Origin of the sequence: Streptosporangium sp. H16, assembly GCF_051918855.1 — a bacterium.
Classification (GTDB): domain Bacteria; phylum Actinomycetota; class Actinomycetes; order Streptosporangiales; family Streptosporangiaceae; genus Streptosporangium.
This window is the reverse complement of record NZ_JBPXMD010000035.1, coordinates 26,522-47,789: the sequence shown is the minus strand read 5'-3', so window position 1 is coordinate 47,789 and position 21,268 is coordinate 26,522. Positions and strand designations below refer to the sequence as shown.

General features: G+C 68.4%; 20 protein-coding genes, 1 tRNA gene and 3 pseudogenes. 9 read left to right on the top strand and 15 right to left on the bottom strand.

Annotated features, from left to right (window positions below; translation table 11 throughout):
* Positions 1 to 21: 21 nt before the first annotated feature.
* From ACTOQ2_RS36685 to ACTOQ2_RS36675, 3 genes are all read right to left on the bottom strand, one after another.
* On the bottom strand, positions 22 to 390 hold the full coding sequence (locus ACTOQ2_RS36685) for an FmdB family zinc ribbon protein (RefSeq protein ID WP_440072479.1): 369 nt from the start codon (positions 388 to 390) through the stop codon (positions 22 to 24).
* Between the two features lie 119 nt (positions 391 to 509).
* Positions 510 to 2,015 (bottom strand): potassium/proton antiporter, encoded by a 1,506-nt coding sequence (locus tag ACTOQ2_RS36680; protein WP_440105503.1) that lies wholly within the window; start codon positions 2,013 to 2,015, stop codon positions 510 to 512.
* Between the two features lie 338 nt (positions 2,016 to 2,353).
* On the bottom strand, positions 2,354 to 2,935 hold the full coding sequence (locus ACTOQ2_RS36675) for a 5-formyltetrahydrofolate cyclo-ligase (RefSeq protein WP_440105501.1): 582 nt from the start codon (positions 2,933 to 2,935) through the stop codon (positions 2,354 to 2,356).
* Positions 2,936 to 2,960: 25 nt separating this feature from the next.
* On the opposite strand from ACTOQ2_RS36675, the gene galU reads away from it, so the two are divergent.
* The 7 genes from galU to ACTOQ2_RS36640 all read left to right on the top strand — a co-directional run bounded on the left by galU (position 2,961) and on the right by ACTOQ2_RS36640 (position 7,914).
* Positions 2,961 to 3,860, top strand: coding sequence for a UTP--glucose-1-phosphate uridylyltransferase GalU (gene galU, locus ACTOQ2_RS36670; protein ID WP_440105499.1), 900 nt, complete (start codon positions 2,961 to 2,963; stop codon positions 3,858 to 3,860).
* Between the two features lie 5 nt (positions 3,861 to 3,865).
* Positions 3,866 to 5,053: a molybdotransferase-like divisome protein Glp gene (glp, locus tag ACTOQ2_RS36665; protein ID WP_440105559.1), complete on the top strand. Its 1,188-nt coding sequence runs from the start codon at positions 3,866 to 3,868 to the stop codon at positions 5,051 to 5,053.
* A gap of 5 nt (positions 5,054 to 5,058) precedes the next feature.
* Positions 5,059 to 5,553 carry a cyclic pyranopterin monophosphate synthase MoaC gene (gene moaC / locus ACTOQ2_RS36660; protein ID WP_440105497.1) on the top strand — a complete coding sequence of 165 codons (495 nt, stop codon included), beginning with the start codon at positions 5,059 to 5,061 and terminating at the stop codon, positions 5,551 to 5,553.
* Positions 5,554 to 5,744: 191 nt separating this feature from the next.
* Positions 5,745 to 6,218: a MogA/MoaB family molybdenum cofactor biosynthesis protein gene (locus ACTOQ2_RS36655; RefSeq protein ID WP_440105495.1), complete on the top strand. Its 474-nt coding sequence runs from the start codon at positions 5,745 to 5,747 to the stop codon at positions 6,216 to 6,218.
* A gap of 55 nt (positions 6,219 to 6,273) precedes the next feature.
* Entirely contained in the window at positions 6,274 to 6,918 is a 645-nt protein-coding gene (locus ACTOQ2_RS36650; protein WP_440072485.1) for a GNAT family N-acetyltransferase, read from the top strand.
* 124 nt (positions 6,919 to 7,042) lie between these two features.
* Positions 7,043 to 7,783, top strand: coding sequence for a divisome protein SepX/GlpR (sepX, locus tag ACTOQ2_RS36645; RefSeq protein WP_440105493.1), 741 nt, complete (start codon positions 7,043 to 7,045; stop codon positions 7,781 to 7,783).
* A 57-nt stretch (positions 7,784 to 7,840) separates the two neighbouring features.
* Positions 7,841 to 7,914: transfer RNA gene (locus ACTOQ2_RS36640), tRNA-Ala, on the top strand.
* A 747-nt stretch (positions 7,915 to 8,661) separates the two neighbouring features.
* On the opposite strand, the gene ACTOQ2_RS36635 is transcribed toward ACTOQ2_RS36640, so the two are convergent.
* The 5 genes and pseudogenes from ACTOQ2_RS36635 to ACTOQ2_RS36615 all read right to left on the bottom strand — a co-directional run bounded on the left by ACTOQ2_RS36635 (position 8,662) and on the right by ACTOQ2_RS36615 (position 12,189).
* Complete coding sequence (locus ACTOQ2_RS36635) at positions 8,662 to 9,096, bottom strand: VOC family protein (protein WP_425964368.1); 435 nt, start codon at positions 9,094 to 9,096, stop codon at positions 8,662 to 8,664.
* 28 nt (positions 9,097 to 9,124) lie between these two features.
* Positions 9,125 to 9,265: pseudogene (locus tag ACTOQ2_RS36630) on the bottom strand (IS5/IS1182 family transposase); the annotation flags it as partial.
* A gap of 562 nt (positions 9,266 to 9,827) precedes the next feature.
* The gene (locus tag ACTOQ2_RS36625) at positions 9,828 to 10,316 is read right to left on the bottom strand and encodes a hypothetical protein (RefSeq protein ID WP_440105490.1); all 489 of its coding nucleotides are present in this window, start codon (positions 10,314 to 10,316) and stop codon (positions 9,828 to 9,830) included.
* Between the two features lie 165 nt (positions 10,317 to 10,481).
* Positions 10,482 to 11,027, bottom strand: a complete 546-nt coding sequence (locus ACTOQ2_RS36620) for an AraC family ligand binding domain-containing protein (protein ID WP_440105488.1) — start codon at positions 11,025 to 11,027, stop codon at positions 10,482 to 10,484.
* A gap of 334 nt (positions 11,028 to 11,361) precedes the next feature.
* Positions 11,362 to 12,189 carry an alpha/beta fold hydrolase gene (locus tag ACTOQ2_RS36615; protein WP_440105486.1) on the bottom strand — a complete coding sequence of 276 codons (828 nt, stop codon included), beginning with the start codon at positions 12,187 to 12,189 and terminating at the stop codon, positions 11,362 to 11,364.
* Between the two features lie 104 nt (positions 12,190 to 12,293).
* Here ACTOQ2_RS36615 and ACTOQ2_RS36610 point away from each other — a divergent pair, with 104 nt between their 5' ends.
* Positions 12,294 to 12,911 carry a TetR/AcrR family transcriptional regulator gene (locus ACTOQ2_RS36610; RefSeq protein ID WP_440105484.1) on the top strand — a complete coding sequence of 206 codons (618 nt, stop codon included), beginning with the start codon at positions 12,294 to 12,296 and terminating at the stop codon, positions 12,909 to 12,911.
* Positions 12,912 to 13,115: 204 nt separating this feature from the next.
* On the opposite strand, the gene ACTOQ2_RS36605 is transcribed toward ACTOQ2_RS36610, so the two are convergent.
* The 4 genes and pseudogenes from ACTOQ2_RS36605 to ACTOQ2_RS36590 form a co-directional block, all read right to left on the bottom strand.
* Positions 13,116 to 14,243: a hypothetical protein gene (locus ACTOQ2_RS36605; protein ID WP_440105482.1), complete on the bottom strand. Its 1,128-nt coding sequence runs from the start codon at positions 14,241 to 14,243 to the stop codon at positions 13,116 to 13,118.
* Positions 14,244 to 14,886: 643 nt separating this feature from the next.
* The gene (locus ACTOQ2_RS36600) at positions 14,887 to 15,495 is read right to left on the bottom strand and encodes a hypothetical protein (RefSeq protein ID WP_440105481.1); all 609 of its coding nucleotides are present in this window, start codon (positions 15,493 to 15,495) and stop codon (positions 14,887 to 14,889) included.
* A 46-nt stretch (positions 15,496 to 15,541) separates the two neighbouring features.
* Positions 15,542 to 15,685, bottom strand: a pseudogene (locus ACTOQ2_RS36595) (IS701 family transposase); the annotation flags it as partial.
* A gap of 151 nt (positions 15,686 to 15,836) precedes the next feature.
* A complete protein-coding gene (locus ACTOQ2_RS36590) occupies positions 15,837 to 16,568 on the bottom strand; it encodes an N-acetyltransferase family protein (RefSeq protein WP_440105479.1) in 732 nt (243 codons plus the stop codon).
* 186 nt (positions 16,569 to 16,754) lie between these two features.
* Here ACTOQ2_RS36590 and ACTOQ2_RS36585 point away from each other — a divergent pair.
* Positions 16,755 to 17,024, top strand: a pseudogene (locus ACTOQ2_RS36585) (IS701 family transposase); the annotation flags it as partial.
* A 95-nt stretch (positions 17,025 to 17,119) separates the two neighbouring features.
* On the opposite strand, the gene ACTOQ2_RS36580 reads toward ACTOQ2_RS36585, so the two are convergent.
* The 3 genes from ACTOQ2_RS36580 to glsA all read right to left on the bottom strand — a co-directional run bounded on the left by ACTOQ2_RS36580 (position 17,120) and on the right by glsA (position 21,244).
* On the bottom strand, positions 17,120 to 18,295 hold the full coding sequence (locus ACTOQ2_RS36580; RefSeq protein ID WP_440105477.1) for an ammonium transporter: 1,176 nt from the start codon (positions 18,293 to 18,295) through the stop codon (positions 17,120 to 17,122).
* 203 nt (positions 18,296 to 18,498) lie between these two features.
* Positions 18,499 to 19,518 carry a glutamine synthetase gene (glnII, locus tag ACTOQ2_RS36575; RefSeq protein WP_440105474.1) on the bottom strand — a complete coding sequence of 340 codons (1,020 nt, stop codon included), beginning with the start codon at positions 19,516 to 19,518 and terminating at the stop codon, positions 18,499 to 18,501.
* 91 nt (positions 19,519 to 19,609) lie between these two features.
* On the bottom strand, positions 19,610 to 21,244 hold the full coding sequence (gene glsA, locus ACTOQ2_RS36570; RefSeq protein ID WP_440105472.1) for a glutaminase A: 1,635 nt from the start codon (positions 21,242 to 21,244) through the stop codon (positions 19,610 to 19,612).
* Between the last annotated feature and the right edge of the window lie 24 nt (positions 21,245 to 21,268).

Genomic DNA, 21,268 nt, shown 5'->3' with positions numbered 1-21,268 from the left:
GGTGAACCCGGGAGACGCGGCTCAGGAGGCCGCGGCGGCCGTGCTGCTCGCGGTCTTCGTCGACGTGGAGTCCGACGAGGACGAGGAGCTCGACGACTTCGACGAGGACGAGTCGGACGAGCTCGACGAGTCGGACGACTTCGAACCGGAGGAGTCCGACGAACTCGACGAGCTCGACGAACCGTTCGCGGACGTCACCGTGCTCGACGACGAGGACCGGCTGTCGGTCCGGTAGAAGCCCGAGCCCTTGAAGACGATGCCGACCGCGGAGAACACCTTGCGCAGGTCGCCCGCGCAGCTCGGGCACTCGGTGAGAGCGTCGTCGGAGAACTTCTGGACGATTTCGAACTGGTTGTTACAGGCTGTGCAGGCGTACTGGTAGGTGGGCACGCGCTCCTCCTCGTAATGATCCGCGCCGATTGGCACTCTAGTGGCGCGACTGCTAATGGTACGCAGCCGACAAGCTTAAACGCGAGTCGGAGTCCTCGCATTCCGTAGCTGAATCCCGGTCAGGTGCCGCGTTCGCCGAACCAGCCCGCGAGCTTGCCCTTGCGGCTGATCGCGCGCATCCGGCGTTCGACCGTGTCGCGGCAGGCGGCCGTGGTCACCACCAGCAACTGATCGTCGGTCCTGATCCTCGTGGAGTCGGTGGGGACGAACGTCCGGCCGTCTCTGACGATCAACGTCACCTGGGCGTCCGTGGGCAGCCGCAGCTCGAAGATCTCCACGCCGTGCAGCTTGGACGTCGGCGGCACCCTGACCTGGAGCAGGTCGGCGTTGAGCTCCTCCAGCGGCGCCGACTCGACCTCCAGGTCGCGGGCCTCGTCAGGGGTGGACAGCTTGAGGAGCTTCGCCACGAACGGCAGCGTCGGCCCCTGCAGCAGGGTGTAGACGATGACGATCACGAAGACCTCGTTGAACACGAACTTGGCGGTGCCGTCCGGAACGGAGGTGGCGGCCCAGGGAATGGTCGCGAGCACGATGGGCACCGCGCCGCGCAGCCCGGCCCACGACAGGAAGGCCTGCTCCCGCCAGCCCAGCCGGTCGATGCGCATCAGCCGGACCAGCAGCGAGGAAACCATGATCGACAAAGGGCGGGCCACCGCGACCAGGATCAGCCCGGCCACCAGGCCGGGCACGATCGCGGCCGGCATCTCCGACGGGCTGGCCAGCATGCCGAGCATGACGAACAGGCCGATCTGCGCCAGCCAGGCCACGCCCTCGGCGAAACCCCGCGAGGACGCGCGGTGCGGCATCCGGGAGTTGCCCATGACCAGTGCCGCGAGGTAGATCGCGAGGAAGCCGCTGCCGTGCAGCAGCGTGGCTCCCGCGTAGGCGACGAACGCGAGCGCGAGCACCGCGATGGGGTACAGGCCGGAGACGGGCAGCGCGATGCGGCGCAGCGCGTACGCGCCGAGCGGGGCGACCGCCAGGCCGACGGCCGCGCCCACCACGAGTTCCAGGAGCACCTCGAACAGCGCCATCCCCAGGCTGGGCGAGGTGGCGGCACTCAGCAGCATGACGGCGATCACCGTGGGCGCGTCGTTGAGGCCCGACTCGGCCTCCAGGATGCCCGCGAGGCGCGAGGGCAGGGGCAGGCGGCGCAGTACGGAGAAGACGGCGGCGGCGTCGGTGGAGGCGAGGATCGCGCCGAGCAGGAGCGCGGTCCGCCAGTCCATGCCGAGGATGAGGTGCACCGGGATCGCGACGGCCGCGATGCTCACCCCCACGCCGGCAGTGGCGAGCACCAGGGCGGTGGGAATGGCGCCCTTGACGTGGCTCCAGGTGGTGGTCAGGCCACCCTCGGCCAGGATGATCGCCAGTGCGATCAGACCTATCTCCTGCGCGAGCTGAGGGTTGTCGAACTGCAACCCGAACCCGGACTCGCCGACGAGCAACCCGAAACCCAGGAAGATCAGGAGGCTGGGCAGCCCGCTCCGATGGGCGACACGTACTGCGACGATGGCCGCGATGACGATTCCGGCACCGAGAAGCAGCCAGACGTCCAGTCCCATCTGGTCCCCCCTCTGACTCCGGGGACCATTGTGTCGCATTCGAGAGGGGCGCCACGCACGAGCGGCGCGTACTCCCTGTCACGATTCCGACGCCTTCAGCCCCGCGTCCAGCGGCGTTTCCGCCGGTCGGCCATGCCTGCGCCCGCCGGTTGGTCACACCTGCACCCCCGGGTCGGTTACGCCCCGTTCCGCCGGTCGGTCACACCTGTACTCCCCGGTCGGTCACGCCCTGTTCCGCCGGTCGGTCACACCTGCGCCCGCCGGTCGGTCATACCTGCACCCCCCGGTCGGTCACGCTCCGTTCCGCTGGTCGGTCACACCTCCGCGGCGGTGGTCGGTCACACCTCCGCGGCGGTGGTCTTGAAGATCCCCTCGGGGGTCGCCGCGTAGCGGACCGCGAGGTCGTGGGGCTCGGTGGGCACGTCGTCGAGCAGCTCGCCCTCGTGGAGCAGTGCCACCGTCGGCACGTTCGGGCCGACCCTGGCCAGCGCCCGGTCGTAGGAGCCGCCGCCGCGGCCCAGCCGTACCCCGGTGGACCTGTCCACCGCGAGCGCGGGCACGATCACCAGGGCCGCGGTCCTGACGGCGTCGACGCCGCGCCGGGTGTCGACCGGTTCCATGATCCCGAAGCGGCCGGGGGCGAGGGTGTCGGGGCCGTCGTACACCGCCCAGTCGAGATCGTCGTCGTCGCGGAGCACCGGCAGGATCACGGTCGCGCCGTGTTTCCACAGGGCGAAGACCAGCCCGTGGGTCGCCGGCTCCGTACCGATCGACCAGTAGCACGCGACCAGCCCGGCCATCTGGACCCAGGGCCGGTCCAGCAGGGATTCCCTGATCTGGACGGAGGCCGCGTGCCGCTTCTCGCCGGGGATCGAGGCGCGTGCGGCCTCGATCGTGGCACGCAGCGTCAGCTTGTCCACAGGTCCCTCCATTAAGGTTTCGGTTATGGCCGACTTCGAAGCTGTGACGAAAGCAGTCGTTCCCGCGGCGGGTATGGGCACCCGTTTTCTTCCGGCGACCAAGGCGACCCCCAAGGAGATGTTGCCCATCGTCGACAAGCCCGCGATCCAGTATGTCGTCGAGGAGGCCGTCTCCGCCGGGCTGCTCGACGTTCTCATGGTCACCGGGAAGAACAAGCGTTCCATCGAGGATCACTTCGACCGGGCCCACGAGCTTGAGGAGATCCTGGAGGCCAAGGGCGACGACGAGCGCCTCTCCCAGGTGCGGGAGCCCGCCGACCTGGCCACCCTGCACTACGTACGGCAGGGCACGCCGCGCGGCCTCGGCCACGCCGTCCTGTGCGCCAAGCAGCACGTGGGCGACCATCCCTTCGCCTGCCTGCTCGGCGACGACCTCATCGACCACCGCGACGAGCTCCTCAAGCGCATGATCGAGGTACGCGCCACGCACGGCGGCAGCGTCATCGCGCTGATGGAGGTCCCCCAGGAGCAGGTCTCCCTGTACGGCTGCGCCGCCATCGAGCCCACCGGTGAGGACGACGTGGTCAGGGTGACCGACCTGGTGGAGAAGCCCCCCGCCGACGAGGCCCCGTCCAACTGGGCCATCATCGGCCGGTACGTGATCGACCCGGCCGTCTTCGAGGTCCTGGAGAACACCCCGCCGGGACGCGGCAACGAGATCCAGCTCACCGACGCGCTCCGTACCCTCGCCGGGCGCGGCGCCGACCAGGGCGGCCCGGTGCACGGCGTGCTGTTCAGGGGCCGCCGCTACGACACCGGCAACAAGCTCGACTACCTGCGTACGGTGGTGCAGTTCGCCGCCGAGCGTCCCGACCTGGCGCCCGAGTTCATGCCCTGGCTCAAGGAGTTCCTGGCCTCGCGATGAGCTCCCTGAAATCGGTCGACGACCACCTCTCCGACATCCTCCGCACCGTGCGGGTGCTCGCCCCGCTGGAGCTGGAGCTGGAACGGGCGCTGGGCACCACGCTGGCCGAGGAGGTCACGGCCCCGGTCGCGCTGCCGCCCTTCGACAACTCGGCGATGGACGGCTACGCCGTGCGGGCCGAGGACGTCGCGGACGCCCCGGTGACGCTCCCGGTGATCGACGACATCGCGGCCGGAGACGGCCGGTTGCAGGCCATCGGTCCCGGCATGGCGATGCGGATCATGACCGGGGCCCCGCTGCCCGCCGGGGCCGACGCGGTGGTCCCGGTCGAGTGGACCGACGGCGGCACCGCGCAGGTCGCGATCGGCCGCCCGGCGGGGAAGGGCCACGCCATCCGCAGGTCCGGGGAGGACGTGCGGGCGGGCGACGTCGTCCTGCCCGTGGGCACCCCGATCGGCCCCGCGCAGCTCGGGGTGCTGGCGGGTGTCGGCCGCCGCCGGGTTCTCGTACGGCCACGCCCGCGGGTGGTCGTGATCTCCACCGGAGCCGAGCTGGTCGAGCCCGGCCTGCCGTTGGGACCCGGCCAGATCTGGGAGTCCAACAGCTTCGCCCTGATCGCCGGCGTCCGCGAGGCGGGTGGCGAGGGCTACCGGGCGGGGATCGTCGGCGACGACGCCGCGGGGTTCCTCGACCAGCTCGACGCGCAGCTGCTGCGGGCCGACCTCGTGATCACCAGTGGCGGTGTCTCGATGGGCGCGTACGAGCCCGTCAAGGAGGCTCTCGGCCCGCTCGGCACGGTCCGTTTCGAGCGGGTCGCCATGCAGCCGGGCATGCCCCAGGGGTTCGGCGTGGTCGGCGAGGACCAGGTGCCGATCTTCGCGTTGCCCGGCAACCCGGTCTCATCGTTCGTGTCGTTCGTCCTGTTCGTCCGGCCGGCGCTGCGCAGGATGCAGGGCCTGCCCGAGGAGCCCACGCCGACCGTGCGGGCGATCACCACCGGCCCGATCCGCTCGCCAGAGGGCAAGCGCTCCTACCTGCGCGGCGTGCTCGGCCCCGGCGGTACGGTCGGCCCGGTGCGCGGGCAGGGTTCCCACCAGCTCGCCGCCCTGGCCGCGGCCAACGCCCTGATCGTGGTGCCCGAGGACGTCACCGAGCTTCCCGAGGGTACGGACGTGGAGGTCATCCCCCTGTGAACCCTGTGAACGATCGGGACCGGAGCGAAGCGGCCGGATTCACCCACCTCGACGAGACCGGCGCGGCGCGCATGGTGGACGTCTCGGCCAAGGACGTATCCCTCCGTACGGCGACCGCCACCGGCCGGGTGCTGCTGTCCGCCGAGGCCGTGGCGCTGCTGCGGTCGGGGGAGGTCCCCAAGGGCGACGCGATCGGCACCGCGCGGATCGCCGGGATCATGGGCGCCAAGCGGACCCCCGACCTGATCCCGCTCTGCCACCCCATCGCGCTGCACGGGGTCAAGCTCGAGCTGGTCGTGGTCGACGACGGCGTGGAGATCACGGCACGGGTCAAGACCGCCGACCGTACCGGCGTCGAGATGGAGGCGCTGACCGCGGTCTCGGTCGCCGCGCTCGCCCTGATCGACATGGTCAAGGCGGTCGACCCGGCGGCCGTGATCACCGGTGTCCGCGTCGAGGAGAAGACCGGCGGCAAGACGGGGATCTGGACCCGCCCCTGACATCCCGCCCGAGCCATCCCGCTCCGCGATATCCCGCCTCGTGACATCCCGCCCTGGGATGTCACGAGGCGGCGGGAACATCCCGTCACGACGGACGCCTGATCTTCGAGAGACCGAATCCCCGGGAGGCCGGGTCCTCAGCAGGCCGGGTCCTCGAAGACCGGCCCCCGGGAGACTGGGAGGATGAGCCCATGAGAGCTCTGGTGATCACCGCGTCCAACCGGGCCGCGGCGGGGACGTACGAGGACACCTCGGGGAGGCTGCTGGCCGAGCTGCTGGCGGCGGCCGGGTGCGACGTGGACGGCCCGGAGGTGGTCCCCGACGGCGAGCCGGTCGAGGCGGCGCTGCGGTCCGGGGTCGCCGAGGGGTACGACGTGATCGTCACCACCGGCGGCACCGGCCTGACCCCGGCGGACCTCACCCCGGAGATGACCCGGCGGGTGATCGACAGGGAGGTTCCCGGCATCGCCGAGGCCATCCGCCAGGTGAACCGGGACAAAGTACCCACCTCCATCCTGTCCCGCGGGCTCGCCGGGCAAGCGGGCAGCACGTTGATCGTCAATCTGCCGGGTTCCTCGGGAGGGGTGCGCGACGGCATGGGCGTGCTGTCTCCCGTGCTCAGGCATGCCGTGGACCAGATCCGGGGCGGAGATCACCCCCGCTGATCCGCCTCCCCTGCTCCCATGGCACGGCGGGCCTTCTTCGGGAGATGATGAGGGCGTGGATCGACTTCGTGGCTGGCCGGTGACCCTTGCGGAAGGCCCGGTAGGACTTCGGCCGCTGCGGCTGCGGGACGTGCGCGTCTGGCGGGAATCGCGGCTACGCAACGCGAACTGGCTCCGTCCCTGGGAGCCGAGCAATCCCGAGACCCCTCTCTTCAAGACCGGTCTCGGTCCTTACATCTCCATGGCCGGAACCCTGCGCAGGGAGGCCAGGCAGGGTCTCGCGCTGCCGTGGGTCGTCACCTACGAGGGTGCCTTCGCCGGGCAGCTCACCGTGGGCGCCATCGTCTGGGGCTCCGCCAGGTCGGCCCAGATCGGCTACTGGGTGGACGGTGCCCTGGCCGGTCGCGGGATCACCCCCACCGCGGTCGCCATGGCCGTCGACCACTGCTTCTTCACCACCGGGCTGCACCGCGTCGAGGCCAATATCCGCCCAGAGAACCATGCGAGCCGCAGAGTGGTTGAAAAGCTCGGTTTCAGGGAAGAAGGGATCAGACGTCGGCACCTGCACATCGATGGTGCCTGGCGCGACCACATCTGTTACGCACTCACGGTCGAAGACGCCCCGAGGGGGTTGCTCGTACGGTGGCGGCGAGCCCGTGAGGCGGCCGCCCACGGTGGCACTCCGCACGAAGAGGTTTGAAGATCTCGCGACACACCGCATCGAATGCTCGTCAAATAGTGACACGCGGTCTTACGGTGCGTGACATGAGCAGATTGAGGACGCCGGGAGACCATGCGCGTCTTCATGCTGCCCGGAGGTGGCCGTGAGCAGCGGTGTCGTTCTCTACCTGGCCATCGTCGTCATGTGGCTGTGCGTGCTCGTGCCCATGTGGCTGCACCGCGACCGGAACACCCTGGCCGAGACCCACAAGGACATCGAGCCGTACGCCTACGACGAGCGGGCGGTCGACGAGGACTCGGCCGAGACCCTCACCGAGCCCCTGCCCGTCTCCTCCGCCGACCTGCCCGAGCCCTCGCTCTCCCCGGAGGGGGAGGTCCCGTCGCCCGGTGCCGAGGAAGCCTCGCCCGGCGCCCAGGCAGCGTCCGAGACCGGGAGTGAGGCCCAGCCCGCCCGGCCCCCGGCCGGGAAGCCCGCACCCGGCAGGACCGCCGCCGGCAGGGCCGCGTCCGAGCGCCGCCGCGCGGAACTCCGCCGCCGGGGCAAGCAGGTGGCCAAGCGCAGGCGTCTGACGCTCTGGTGCGTGCTGCTCCTGCTCGCCTCCGTGGTGACGGCGGCCGTCCAGGTCATCCCCTGGTGGGGTGTGGCGCCCTCAGTGGTGCTCCTGGGCGCCTACATGGCCGTTCTCAGGGTCACGGTCCAGATCGACGCCGAGCGGCGCGCAGCCATCGTCCAGGCCCGCGCGGAACGTGCCAAGCGCGCCCGCCGCCGTGCCGCCCTGCTGGAGGCCCAGCGCCCCGTGGCCGAGATCATCGACCTGGCCGCGCACCGCGATGAGATCTTCGACCAGTACGCGGAGACGCCCCGCCGCGCGGTCGGCGACTGACCCGCGCTCCAGATGGCGCGAGCGCCCCCGGAAGTTTGCTAATCTAGTCCACGTCTTGGGGATGTAGCGCAGTCCGGTAGCGCACTTCGTTCGCATCGAAGGGGTCAGGGGTTCGAATCCCCTCATCTCCACAAGACGAAAGGCCCGGTTCCAGATCATGGAACCGGGCCTTTTTGCTGCTCAAGTGGTGTGCGGGTCGCCGGTGGCAGGGATCGTGCGGCGCGTTGCCCGTTGCGGGCTTCAGGGGCGAAGTCAGCGAAAAGTCAGCGGACGTTTTCAGAGCGGGTGGGCCGCCGTGTTGTGATGAGGAGATCGGCCGGTTCCCGCGTCAGGCGTCAGGCTTGTTGAGGATGACGACGGGGGCGTCCTCCACATCCGGCCATCCGGTCTCGAGTCTAATACCGGTGGCGGCCTCGATAAAAGCAACACGATGAAGGTGCTTCGCGCGTCTCCTTTGCGCTTCGCGCCTGGACGCTTCGCGTCAAAAGCTGCTGAGAACACCTTGGGGTTGATCATGGGTTGGTGTTATCGCGAACCTGTCCGCACGTCCAAGCTCCAAGGCTCAGCCCTGCTAACGTCACTCCGTTCAGACCTCCACGGAGGGTTAGGCGTGATCAACCCTAGAGTGTTCTCAGCCGCTCTTGACGCGAAGCGCAGGAAAGGACGCGCAGGCGGCGAGATCGTCGAGGTATGCCCACGTTCCATGACCATCGCCGGGACTCTGGACGAATGGCGCAAATGGACCGGCCTCCCTTCGACGCCCCGGGCCTTCAGGATGTCCCGGAAGCGCTCGCCGCCGTCCACGTCGACATCGACCAGAACCACGCGGTTTATGTCGAACCCAATGTTTGGGTACGGCACGGTCTGGCTTAGACCTCTCAGTCCAGACAGAACTCGTTGCCCTCAATGTCCTGCATCACGAGGGTCGACTCGTTTACCCCATCGGCAAGCAGGAGCTCTACGCGGACCGCGCCGAGCGGGATCAGCCGCGCGCATTCGGCCTCAAGGGCCGCCAGACGCTCCGCACCCACGAGCCCGCTGCCGACCCGCACGTCAAGGTGCAGCCGATTCTTGACGACCTTGCCTTCGGGAACGCGCTGGAAGAACAACCGCGGACCCACCCCTGAGGGATCAACGCATGCGGCCCATGAACCCTGATCCTCAGGCGGCAGCGTGCGGTTGAAGTCGTCCCAGGTAGCAAATCCCTCAGGTACCGGCGGTGCGACATACCCCAACACTTCGCACCAAAAACGAGCGACGCGTTCAGGTTCCCCACAGTCGAAAGTGACTTGAAACTGCTTAACGGATGCCATGGGAGAAGCTTTCCATACTGAAGGTATTTCACCGCACCTCGCGAGCTTGCAGGACGAAGATTGCTTTGACGAGTTGACCTGCACGTAGCGGGCAGCAGCGGAGTTTGCGCAGGATCCGCCAGTTCTTCAGGACGGCATTCGCGCGTTCGCCGTGAGCCGGAGGCCTGGCAACTACGCCTGGAGCTGTCCCCGGTGTCCCCGCTGTCCCCCAAAGGGGGTTGACCAGGGAGAACGCCATGAAGAATCGGGGACACTGCCGGGGACAGGCTGTCCCCGCTGTCCCCGACAAGGCCGAAGGGCAGCATAAGAGGCGCTTCTTGCTGGGTTCTGAGTGACCAACTGCGTGACAACCGTAAAGGTCGATCACAGACGTAGATGGACGTTGACGGACGGTCGGGCGCAGGTCGCGAGGGCGAGAACATGATCGGTACATGTGTTCGAATTGCTTCGCATCGAAGGGGTCAGGGGTTCGAATCCCCTCATCTCCACCAGGAGCTGTTCTTGAGTTAGCTCGGGAACAGGTGACGAGATCCCGTCCGATCGCTTGATCGGGCGGGATTTCCTCGTTTCCGAGGCTCTGTGGCCGCTGGGTGGGCTGATTTTGGCTCGTGCGGGGGCCCTGGCGGAGGGCGCTGGTGGTGGTGGATCGCTGTGAGCGCGGGTGGGACCGGCCGGTGGGCGTGCGAAACCCAGCGGTCGTCGTGATGTGGTTCGGTTGGTGGCGGGGCGGATCACTCGCGTGGTGGTGGTCTGCTGTCTGCCTTGGGCGGGGCGGGGTCGTGCTCGTCAGGCGTTGGCGTGTCCTGAGGCGCGGGCTGCTCGGTGTGGTCGTGGGTTTGCCGCCAGCTGAGCAGGATGTGCTGGTTGGCCAGGCAGACCATGAGCGCGGTCAGCAGCGTTTGGGCCACGCGGCCGTGCGCGAGCCGGTTCATCGGGTCGCCGATATCGATGTGGTGGCCCTTGATCCTGCCGTTGACGCCTTCGGTGTTGGCTCGGATGCTCTTGTAGGCGTCCTGCCAGGCAGGAGTGAGGTAGCGCCGGTCTTGACGGAGCTTGTCCTTGATTCCGAGGTCGTCGGGGCGCAGCGTGATGGTCGACTTCTGGCAGATGCGTGGCAGCTCGGCCAGGGGAAGGGGTCGTTTTCTCTCGTTGTCGGGCAGTTGGATCGTGGGTTTGGCGGCCAGGTGGGCGGCGCGCTGGCGGGCGTTGGTCAGATCCACCGCCGCGGGAGAGGCAGGGCGGGGTGGGGCGGGTGCGGTTGAGGCGCGGGCAGGTCACCGAGGGGGAAGGGCCTGCGGCCGGGCATTGCAGTCGTATGCGTCCTTGGGCGTCGACGCTCTGTTTGAGCTTGAGCCAGTAGGGCTCGCGCGCTGCGATCAGCTCGTTCAGTTGCTCGGGCGGGCGGCGGAGTGTTCCTCCAGCATGTCCGCGACCAGCACCCCCAGATCGAGCCGCTGGAGGTCGTCGAGCGGCTCGTCGATGCGGCGCAGCCACGCCCACAGCGGCGAACGCGCCTCGCGCCGCCTCAAGACCGGGTCGGCGACGAACGGCAGCGTCCGCCCGCCCAGCGCCTGCTGCACGAGGTACGGATCGACGTAGAGGATCCGGTAGCCGAAGCCCTCGTCCATGCCCGGCCTGCCGTCGTGCACCTCGTCGGGATGCAGGACGTGCCAGTCACCGGGCAGGCAGTGGCGCGGCTCACCCCGGTAGCGGAACGTCTGCACGCCCGCCAGGGTTACCCCGATCGCGTAGGTGTCGTGCCGGTGCGGCGCGAACTCCGCACCGACCAGCGATGCCTCAAGACGCTCGATCCCCGCGGCGCCGGAGCCGAACCGCAGCCGATGCCCGCCCGCTCCCGCGGCCAGATGGCCCCGGAGCCCGTCGAGGCCGCCCGCCCGGCCGCCGCCGTCGTCACGACACCGCCCCGTCATCGGCCCAGGTTAACCCCCCGGCCGCCCCCGGCGCCCGGCAGGCGGGCGCCAGTGCGGTGACCGGAGACGTTTGCCGGTCCCGCGTGTAGCCGCCGGCATCGACTGGATGTCTCTTGCAGGTCCGGCTGATGCGAGAAGGCGCGGTGGCGGAACCGGTCAGGGTACGACGACCGACGGACGCCGGAGGGCAGAGGCCGCAGCGGATCGTGCGCCGGGGCGGCACCGGCTCGGTGCGCCCCCGGCGGGCGATGACCGCGCAGGCTTCCGCCGGGGGCGACACCGTACCGATTCGTTTAGCCAGGCCGTGGCTCGGCGGGAGGCTGCGAGTGGGTGGCTACTTGGTGATGAAGGGCACGAGGACGGCGTTGACCTCCTCGGCGTGGGTCCAGAGCATGCCGTGCGGCGCACCGTCGATCTCCACATACTCGGCCTCGGGGAACGCTGCGTGGAACGGACGGCCGGTGGCGTCGATGGGCAGGATGTTGTCCGCGGTGCCGTGGGCGATCAGCGCCGGCTTGCCGCTCGCGCGCACCGCCTCGACATCGGCAGCGAAGTCCTCGATCCAGCTCGACACGACCGCGTACGCGGCGACAGGCGCGCTGCCGGAGGCGGTGTTCCAGCTCGCCGTCACCGCCTCCTGCGAGATGCGGGTGCCGAGGTTCTCGTCGAGGTTGTAGAAGTTCTTGTAGAACTCGGTGAACCAGGCGAACCGGTCGGCCTTCGCGGAAGCCTCGATGCCGTCGAAGAGCGACTGCGGCACGCCCTGACCGAGCATCCCGGGCTCGAGCGACGCCAGGAAGGCGAACTTCGCCACCCGGTCGGTGCCGAACAGCTTCGCGTAGCGCGCCAGCTCCCCGGTGCCCATCGAGAATCCGACGAGGATGACGTCGGTCAGGTCCAGCTCCGTGAGCAGCGTGTTCAGGTCACCGGCGAAGGTGTCGTAGTCGTAGCCGGCCTCGACCTTCGAGGACTTGCCGAACCCGCGGCGGTCATAGGTGATGACCCGGTGACCCGCGGCGCGGATCTCACGCGCCTGACGCTCCCAGGACGACCCGTCCAGCGGATAGCCGTGGATCAGCACGACCGGCTGGCCGGTGCCGTGGTCTTCGTAATACAGCTCGATCGGCGTGGAGTTCTCCTGCCCGACGGTGATGTAACCCATGATGACCTCTCTCGCCCATTCCGCTGAGAACGTTCGTTCTCAGCGCGTGGCCATTACACTAGAGAACGATGGTTCTCAGCGCAAGTCGGGGAGATGAACACCGGATGCCCAGCCAGCAGACGATCGGAACGGCGGGCACCGAGCACGAGCGCATCGTGCGGGTCGCCGACCAGCTCTTCTACGAGTGCGGCATCCAGGCCGTCGGCATGGATGCGATCAGAACGGCGGCCGGCGTTCCCCTGAAGCGGCTCTACGCCCAGTTCCCATCGAAAGCCGCTCTCCTGGCCGAGGTGCTGCGGTACCGCTCCGGCATCTGGGATGCCGGCATCTCCGCGGCCGCCGCCGACGCCGACACTCCACGCGACAAGCTGCTGGCCGTCTACGACTTCCTCGACGCCTGGTTCCGCACGGACGACTTCCGTGGCTGCGGATTCATCAACGCTTTCGGCGAAATGAGCGCCGTCTCGCCCGAAGTCGCGGCGATCGCACGTGACCACAAGAAGCGTTTCCAGCTCTACGTCTCCACCCTCGTCGACGACCTCGGCGCTCCACCGCACCTCGCCGACCAGCTCTCCATCCTCGCCGAGGGCGCCCAGACCACCGCCGCCATCAGCGGCGTCCCGGCGGCGGCCGCCCACGCTCGCGCCGCAGCCGCGACCCTGATCGATGCGGCCATCTCGATGTCGCCGGATGAGCGCAGCACGACCTCAACCAGGAACTGATCTCAAAGCGGTTCCTTCGGGGGCGTGCATCTGACACCCCGGTTCGCCAGGCCACCCGCCGGTAACGTGCGCGACCGCTCTGGGCAGCCAGGTCTTTCAGCGAGGACGCGGCGGTGCGGTAACCGCCGGCTGCGCTGATCGCGAGCAGGATAGTTGTCTCAGCATTCGATCAGGCTGGCGGTGAGGCGCCCGTCGGCTGCCCGGTCATCGACCGGCCGCCGGCGGCCGGTCCAGGGGCGGGCTGCTGAGCCAGGTGGTCCAGGCGGGCACATCGGCGTAGCGCTCCGGCGCGATGCCGAGATCGGCCAGTGCTCCGGGATAGGCCCCCTCATAGGCGGCCGCCCACCCGATCGCCGTGCGCGGGCCGGCCAGCAGCCACATCGCGGCAGCGTCGTCGAGATGCAGGGTGCTGAAAGCCGGCAGGTCAGGGTCCTCCTCCAGGTGACCGGTGACCAGACCGCGGGCGAGCAAGCCGCGCCAGCACGCCAGAAGCTTTGCGGCATCCGGGCCGTCGACAACCTGATACGGCCGGACCTGGAGCGGAAGCGCGGCCTGTTCGACGCTGGCCCAGATACCCGGCAGGTCGGCCAGACGAGCGGCGGTGAGGCGGTGCGCTCCGTTCTCGCCCAGCGTGTAGAGCGGTCCGGCGAAGCCCGCGATACGCATGACCCTGATCGGCTCCTCATCCAGGGCCCAGATTCTCAACGCCTCATCCACCGACGGATTCAACAGCGCGCCGAGCATGGCGGGCACCGTGCCGGGCCGGTGGCTGGCGAAATCGTTCCACCGCCGGTAGCCCACTTCGGCGACGGCGGCCGGATCAATCCACTCGCAGGTGGACATCACGCCCAAGCCGAGCGTGTCGGAGATGCGTGGCCCGATCGTGGAGTGGTGCTCATAGGTGGCCGTCAGCAGTCCGCCGAGGTGCAGCGCGGGCGGGTGGGTGGCGTTGAGCTCGGCGGTGCGTTGTTGCATGAACGCGGCCACCGTGACCTGTTCGGGCCAGGCCTGGCGGACACGGCGCATGTAGGAGGCGAAGCGGGCCCGGTGCTCGTCGAACCCCTCACGCCACAACTCCTCAATCCCAGAATCCTCAGCATTCGGGCGGGGGCTGTCGTTGCCGCAACGGCGGATCCCGGCGATCGTGGTCGCCATCCCGTAGCCGGCACTTGAACCGATGACCAGGGCGACCGGGCGGTGCCCGGCTGTCGTGTCAGGGGTCGCGGTGGCGACACGATTCCACATGTCGTCGACGAACTTGTCGCATCCGCCCGGGTGGGAGTCAAACAGCAGGAACCCACGCCCACAGGGTTCGATGAGTCGTTCCGTCATCGTGTGCCTATCTGGTTAGGTCTGCGGGCAGGTCGGAGCTCGCGAGACGCTGAACGATCGTGACGAGGTCGCAGCCGTGTTGGCCTGGCCGGTGTCCATCCGGGGTGGTCACCTGGGACCGCTTTTCGAAGTCTCGAATCAGTTCCAGCAGCGTGAGGCTATCGATGCCCAGGTCATTTCACAGGCACAGACGCGGATCGGCGCAGTCGCGTGGTGCGCGTTCGGCGGCTTTGGCGACTGCGGCCCTTACCGCCTATTGCGGTGCGAGCTCGTCAGCCACGGCGGCTACCAGCCGCACTGGGACGTGACCATAGGGCGTCGGTGGGTATGAACGGCAAACCCAGACCTTCGGGGCCGGGTTTGCCGGCTGTTTGGTAGCGAGGTATCGCATCTTCAGGCAGCGGGGTTCTTGTGGATCCCGCGCCTCGGGTCTGCGGCCGTGGCCAGCCGAGGCCCGAGGCGCGCGGTTCTGCCTGGCAGACCCCAACTGCCCCAGGAGCCAAAGCCGGTCAGCGCGGGGACGGGGATCTGCCAGAGCCAGTCGGCCGGGAGCCCGCGGGGCGGGCTCTCGGCGTGCTCGCCCTTGAAACCACATCACCGAGCGAAGACCTGGCTACGGCACTCAAGGGACCTTTGCTGGTGATCAGATGTTGCGGTAGACCACCCGGGAGAGGTCTGCTGCCGCGACGCGAGCACGGCCTGCGCGTTCCTCTCTCGGCGCGGTCTCAGCCTTGGCCAGGCGAGACAGCGTCCACAGCGCGCTCAGAGCTGTCACTGCCTTCTCCGGCGCCTGCCGCCAGGCGGGTACCTCACCCAGCAGCTTCTCAACCTGCTCCGGGGTGTGACCTGCTTGAACGAGGCGGGGAGCGAACCCGCACAGATCGATCCAGCCAGTTCCGCGTACTGCCCGAGACCAGTTGAAAATGTGTGCCCGGTTGTCACGGGCGATCCGAAAGTGACGCCGTTGGGGGTCATAGTGCAGCAGTGTGTCACCGCTCAGCTGATCGGGCGTGAAGCCCTTCAACGCCCCTTTGAACATCACTCGGTCGCTGCGATCGAGAAGGGTGCCGTTGAAGAAGGAGGCGGCTTCGCTCTGGAGCAGGGCGACGCTCTTGTTGATATCCGAGACCTGGCCGGAAGCAGGACACGGCGCGAGCGCTTCAGCCAGGACGGTCAAGGTGTTCAGCGTGAGCAACACACCCGGCGAGTGGGGCGACAAGTCGACGCGCTGGCTGTCGAGGTGCTCATGCACCAGCGTGAACCATCCGCCCTGATTGCTGCTCCACCGCAGCTGTGGCGTCGGCCAGCAGGGCGCGCACCAGGTCAGTGAAGGCCTGTCGCGGCTCGGGGCGGGTGAACAGGGGGTCGGCGATGCGCGTGGTCAGCGCCGTCAGTTCCGCATCCCAGCACACGACGCGATCGTCGGTCAGAGCGTACGTCACGCACCAACGATGACCCGACTACATCCCGTGGCGGAGCCAAACGAATCAAGACCTGCGAATGTAGTACCGGTGCCGCCCGGCGGCGGGGATGGCCGGTCGCCACGAGGGGAGCGTCAGGCGGAATCGCGCGCTGCGCGCGGCCGCACCATGGTCAGACTGTGGCGGCGAGAGGCAGGCGAGCCTCGACGACCCCGGGGTCGTCGGTGGGGCCGACGGTGGAGCCGAGACCGACCATGAGGCGGCGCATGCGCTGGTTGTTCCACAGAATGATGGCGTGGACCTCGGTGAGACCGCGGTCGCGGGCGACGCCGACGAGAATGCGGGCGAGCTCGGCGCCCAGGCCGCGCCCCTGCCAGTCGTCCTCGACGAGGAGGGCGAGCTCGGCCGCGCCGGGGTCGGCGCAGTATATGAGGTTGGCCATGGCGCGGACCTGGCCGTTGTGGCAGGCGATGACGGACTCGCCCCGGTCGCGGTCGCAGAGCCGGTCGAACATGTGCCGGGGCAGGGCCGGCATGGCGGTGAAGTAGCGGAACCAGCGCGAACCGGGGCTGCAGCGCTCGTGCAGGCCACGGACCGCTTCCTCGGAATCGGACGTCAGGGCGCGGACGAGGACCTCGGTGCCGTCCGTCAGGCACAGGGTGCGCTCGCCGACGGCCGGTCCTGCCGGGGACCGGGTGCGGCGGGCGAAGGCGGCGGCGCGGGCGGCCTCGACGTCGTCGGCCGCGGCGGAGGTCCCGGCCGCGAACCCGTGCGCCTCGCCCCCGGTGCCGGACCGGACGAACAGGCCGATGATTCCACTTCCCCGCCGGGTCAGGGCGGACGCGAGGGAGGCGAGGTGGCCGGGCCGCCTGTCGACGGTGGTGCGGATGCGCACGAAGGACATGAGGTGCTTCCTCCTGTTTCAGTGCCGTACTCGAACGTCTCAGACGCTAGAGGGAGGCGCTGTCCCGCTGTACGTATAACGACATACAGTGCGATATATCTATAAAAGTTCATATACAGGTACTACATTCGCAGGCCTTGATTCGTTTGGCTCCGCCACGGGATGTAGTCGGGTCATCGTTGGTGCGTGACGTACGCTCTGACCGACGATCGCGTCGTGTGCTGGGATGCGGAACTGACGGCGCTGACCACGCGCATCGCCGACCCCCTGTTCACCCGCCCCGAGCCGCGACAGGCCTTCACCGACCTGGTGCGCGCCCTGCTGGCCGACGTGCCGCGTAAGAACTCCTGGCAGCTGGCCGACCACATCGGCCATCGCACCGCCCACCGGTTCGAGCACCTGCTGGACCGCGCGAAATGGGACGTCAACGCCCTGCACGACGAAGTCCGCTCCTATGACGGAGCAGTGATCACCATCAGGTGATCCTTGTAGTTCTTGATCATGTTGGTCGTGTCATGTCGTCGCGGCGGCGGTGACGTCGTTTCGGGCGCTCAGTGCGCGGACGCGGTCGGGGAGACCGGTTCGAGGTCCTTGATGGTGAAGTCGTAGGCGCTCTCAGCGTGGACGACCTGGTCGATGCCGGCGACCTCGTGGTCGGGTGCGACGCGGAAGCCGATGGTGACGTCGATCGCCTTGGCCAGCACCCAGGACACCATCAGGGAGTACGCCGCGACGGCGAAGGCGCCGACTGCCTGTTTACCCAGTTGCCCGGAGCCCGCGCCGGCGACGAGGCCGTCGGTGGTATCGAAGACGCCGATGAGGAGGGTGCCGACGAGGCCGCCGACCGCGTGGACGCCCACGACGTCGAGGGAGTCGTCGTAGTCGAGGCGGTCCTTCAGACCCACGGCCCAGGCGCAGGCGACACCCGCGATCATGCCGATGGCAATGGCACCCCAGGAGTTCACCGCAGCGCACGCCGGGGTGATGGCGACCAAGCCCGCGACTGCGCCGGACGCCGCGCCCAGGGAGGTGAAGCTGCCGCTCCTCAGACGCTCCCAAGCGAGCCAGCCCAGCATGGCCGTACCCGTGGCGACCTGGGTGTTGAGGAAGGCGACGCCGGCGGTGCCGTTGGCGGCCAGGGCCGAGCCGGCGTTGAAACCGAACCAGCCGAACCACAACAGCCCGGAGCCGAGCATGACCAACGGCAGGCTGTGCGGGCGCATCGGCTCCTTCTTGAATCCGACGCGCTTGCCGAGGACCAGGAGCGCCCCGAGGGCGGCCATACCTGCGTTGATGTGCACGGCCGTGCCGCCCGCGAAGTCCTTGACGCCGAACTTGTAGATCCAACCGCCGGACTGGAACACCCAGTGAGCCACGGGGAAGTAGACCAGGGTCACCCACAGCACGATGAACAACATCCACGCACCGAACTTGGCACGGTCGGCGATCGCGCCGCTGATCAGGGCCGGGGTGATGACAGCGAACATCAGCTGGAAGGCGGCGAAGGCGAACACCGGGATCGTGCCCACCAGGCTGGAGTCCGTGATGCCCTGCATGCCAGCGAAACCGAGGTACCCGATCAGGCCGCCGCCCGCGTCTTCACCGAAAGTGAGCGAGTAGCCGTAGGCCACCCACAGCACGCTGACGATGCCGAGACTGATGAAGCTCATCAGGAGCATGTTCAGCACGCTCTTGACGCGGACCATCCCGCCGTAGAAGAAAGCCAAGCCAGGCCAGGCGTCATCAGCATGACCAGCGCGGCGCTGATGAGTACGAACGACGTGTCGCCCGCGTCGAAGCCTTTCGGCATCGAAGTCTCCCTTTGTATGGAAGCCGCTGCCGAGCAGCGGAATTGCACGGTTGGGATCCATGAGGGACGGACCGGCGCGCCTGCTGCGGAGCCGGGCATGCCGGTCCGTCACGGCCGTCCTCAGACGAGGTTGGCCCTTTCCAGGGCGGTGCAGCAGGTGTCGACGATGAGGCGGGTGACGGTGTAGGGGTCGACGTTGGCGTTGGGGCGGCGGTCTTCGATGTAGCCCTTCTTGTCGACTTCGACCTGCCAGGGGATGCGGACCGAGGCGCCGCGGTTGGAGACGCCGTAGCTGTACTCGCTCCAGGGGGCGGTCTCGTGGGCCCCGGTGAGGCGGTCCTCGACACCGACGCCGTAGTGCTTGATGTGCTCCAGGGGCTTGTCGTCGCGGCCGAGGGACTCGGCCGCCTCGATGATCGCGTCGTAGCCCTCGCGCATGGCGTTGGTGGAGAAGTTGGTGTGGGCGCCGGCGCCGTTCCAGTCGCCCCTGGCCGGCTTGGGGTCCAAGGTCGCGGAGATGCCGTGGTCCTCGGCGGTGCGGTAGAGCAGCCAGCGCGCGATCCACAGTTGGTCGGCGACCTCCAACGGGGAGAGCGGGCCGACCTGGAACTCCCACTGGCCGGGCATGACTTCGGCGTTGATGCCCGAGATGCCCAGACCTGCCTTCAGGCAGTTGTCCAGATGGGCCTCGACGATCTCACGACCGTAGATCTCGTCGGCGCCCACCCCGCAGTAGTAGCCGCCCTGGGGGGCGGGGAAGCCGCCTTCGGGGAAGCCGAGGGGGCGCGAGCCCTGGAAAAAGGTGTATTCCTGCTCGATGCCGAACAGGGGCTCCTGGGCGGCGAACTTCTCGGCGACCGGGCGGAGCAGGGCGCGGGTGTTCGACTCGTGCGGGGTGCCGTCGATGTTGAAGACCTCGCACAGCACGAGGATGTCGTCACTGCTGCGGATGGGATCCCGGTAGACGGCCACCGGCTTCAGTACGCGGTCCGAGGCGTGGCCCTCGGCCTGGTTGGTGCTGGAACCGTCGAAGCCCCAGATGCCCGGCTCGGCGCCGTCGGCGAGGATCTTGGTCTTCGAGCGCAACTTCGCGGTCGGCTCGGTACCGTCGATCCAGATGTACTCGGCCTTGTAAGCCACTTGTGTCTTCTCCTTCGGATGGCCTGCCGTGGGTCGGCAGGACGTGGGTGGTGGAGGTGGAACGTGCCGCCGCAGACGGACGGGTGAGCGGCTAGCCCGCAACGGCCGGACTGGGCGTGAGGAGCTTCACGATGCGCTCGTGAGCTCCCCGTTCGGCGTCGGAGCGCGCGGTCCCGCCCCAGCGGTCGTTGATCTTCGGGTCAGCGCCTTGGTTCAGGAGGTACTGGACGGCCTCGAGGTGTCCCTCGGAGGCGGCCAGGTGGAGCGCGGTCCGCTTGTCGTAGTCGGTGGAGTTCGGGTCCTTCCCCGTCGCCAGCGCGATGCGGATGTCGTCCAGGTCGCCCTGGCTGGCCGCCCACAGCAGGCGCATCGTCGAGGTGATCTCCTCCTCGTTCTTGCCGCGGCGCGGATCGCGCTTGCCGGAGATCTCTCCGGCGGCGAAGGAGTCGTAGACGTGGAAGTTGAAGCGGCCCACCAGTTCCTTGCAGAAGGCGACACCGCGCACGGAGTTGCCCAGCGCGTCCAGCCGCGGCGACCAGACGCAGATGCCCATGACGCCGGGGACCACGATCATCAGACCGCCGGAGACGCCGCTCTTGGCCGGCAGCCCGATGGTGAAAGCGAACTCGCCGGAGTAGTCGTACATCCCGCACGAGGACATCAGCGACAGGCACTTGCGTACGGTGTCGGCGGAGAAAACACGTTCCCCGGTGAGCGGGTTGACCCCGCCGTTGGCCAGCGCGGCCGCCACGACCGACAGCGACCGTGCGTCGACCTCGATCGAGCAGCACTGGAAGTAGAACTCCAGCGTCTCGACCAGGTCGGTGCCCTCGGGGAAGGAGCCGTGCTCCCGCATGAAGTAGCCCAGGGCGAAGTTCCGGTCTGCGGTGCGGCGCTCGGAGAGGTAGACGGCGTTGTTGAAGCCGACGGTGCCGCCCCCGGCGAGTCTGCGCCAAGTCTCGGCGACGTATTCGAAGCGGTCGGCTGTGTCGTGCTTCGGACGGATGAGCGAGCACGACATGATGGCGCCGGAGTTGATCATCGGGTTGTGCGGCAGGCCGTCACTGTTCAGCGTCAGCTCGTTGAAGCCGCGGCCGCTGGGCTCCCGCCCCACGTGCCGGTGCACGACGTCCGCGCCGTGCTCCTCCAGCGTCAGGCAGTAGTTGATCGGCTTGCACACCGACTGCACGCAAAACATGGTGTCCGCGTCACCGACCGCGAAACGCTGCCCGTCGGTCGTGCAGAGTGCGATCCCGAAATTCTCCGGATCGACGCGGCCGAGTTGCGGAATGTAGTCGGCGACATGTCCTGCGTCGACGCGCCGCAGGCTTTCGTAGATCCCGGCTATCTCCGTCTGGAGCGCAGCGAAGTCGGGTATGACGAAGTCTCCCCTGATGGACTTCGCGACGACGCTGCCGCCCTTCTGGCACAGGCTGATGAAACGATCCAGGTCGATCCGGGATTGCCCCTCGATGTCGATTCCCCGGCGTAGTGCCGCCCACACTTCCGTGACCCGTGGATCGGTTTCTGAGATACCGGACTCCCGAAGCCGTGTGGCCAACTCCGAAGCGGTGATCCGGCCGTCCGCGTCGACACCGAATGACTTGAAGAGCTTGTAGTAATACCCGGTTCCCAAATCGCCCTCCGCGACTTTCGTGCCGGGCCCTGGGGAAAGTTCGTTATTTGTGTTTTGTAGCCGGGGTCCGGCTTTCTTGGCCGTGGGCATGGCTTAACTTCCCATTCTCCGTGG

Excerpts from the sequence above, each read along its gene's own strand:
- ACTOQ2_RS36635 (WP_425964368.1), bottom strand. The coding sequence starts at position 9,096 with ATGGCATCCGTTAAGCAGTTTCAAGTCACTTTCGACTGTGGGGAACCT.
- ACTOQ2_RS36655 (WP_440105495.1), top strand. The coding sequence starts at position 5,745 with ATGAGAGCTCTGGTGATCACCGCGTCCAACCGGGCCGCGGCGGGGACG.
- ACTOQ2_RS36590 (WP_440105479.1), bottom strand. The coding sequence starts at position 16,568 with ATGTCCTTCGTGCGCATCCGCACCACCGTCGACAGGCGGCCCGGCCAC.
- galU (WP_440105499.1), top strand. The coding sequence starts at position 2,961 with ATGGCCGACTTCGAAGCTGTGACGAAAGCAGTCGTTCCCGCGGCGGGT.
- ACTOQ2_RS36620 (WP_440105488.1), bottom strand. The coding sequence starts at position 11,027 with ATGACGGGGCGGTGTCGTGACGACGGCGGCGGCCGGGCGGGCGGCCTC.
- ACTOQ2_RS36615 (WP_440105486.1), bottom strand. The coding sequence starts at position 12,189 with ATGGGTTACATCACCGTCGGGCAGGAGAACTCCACGCCGATCGAGCTG.
- ACTOQ2_RS36680 (WP_440105503.1), bottom strand. The coding sequence starts at position 2,015 with ATGGGACTGGACGTCTGGCTGCTTCTCGGTGCCGGAATCGTCATCGCG.
- glsA (WP_440105472.1), bottom strand. The coding sequence starts at position 21,244 with ATGCCCACGGCCAAGAAAGCCGGACCCCGGCTACAAAACACAAATAAC.
- ACTOQ2_RS36605 (WP_440105482.1), bottom strand. The coding sequence starts at position 14,243 with ATGACGGAACGACTCATCGAACCCTGTGGGCGTGGGTTCCTGCTGTTT.
- ACTOQ2_RS36610 (WP_440105484.1), top strand. The coding sequence starts at position 12,294 with ATGCCCAGCCAGCAGACGATCGGAACGGCGGGCACCGAGCACGAGCGC.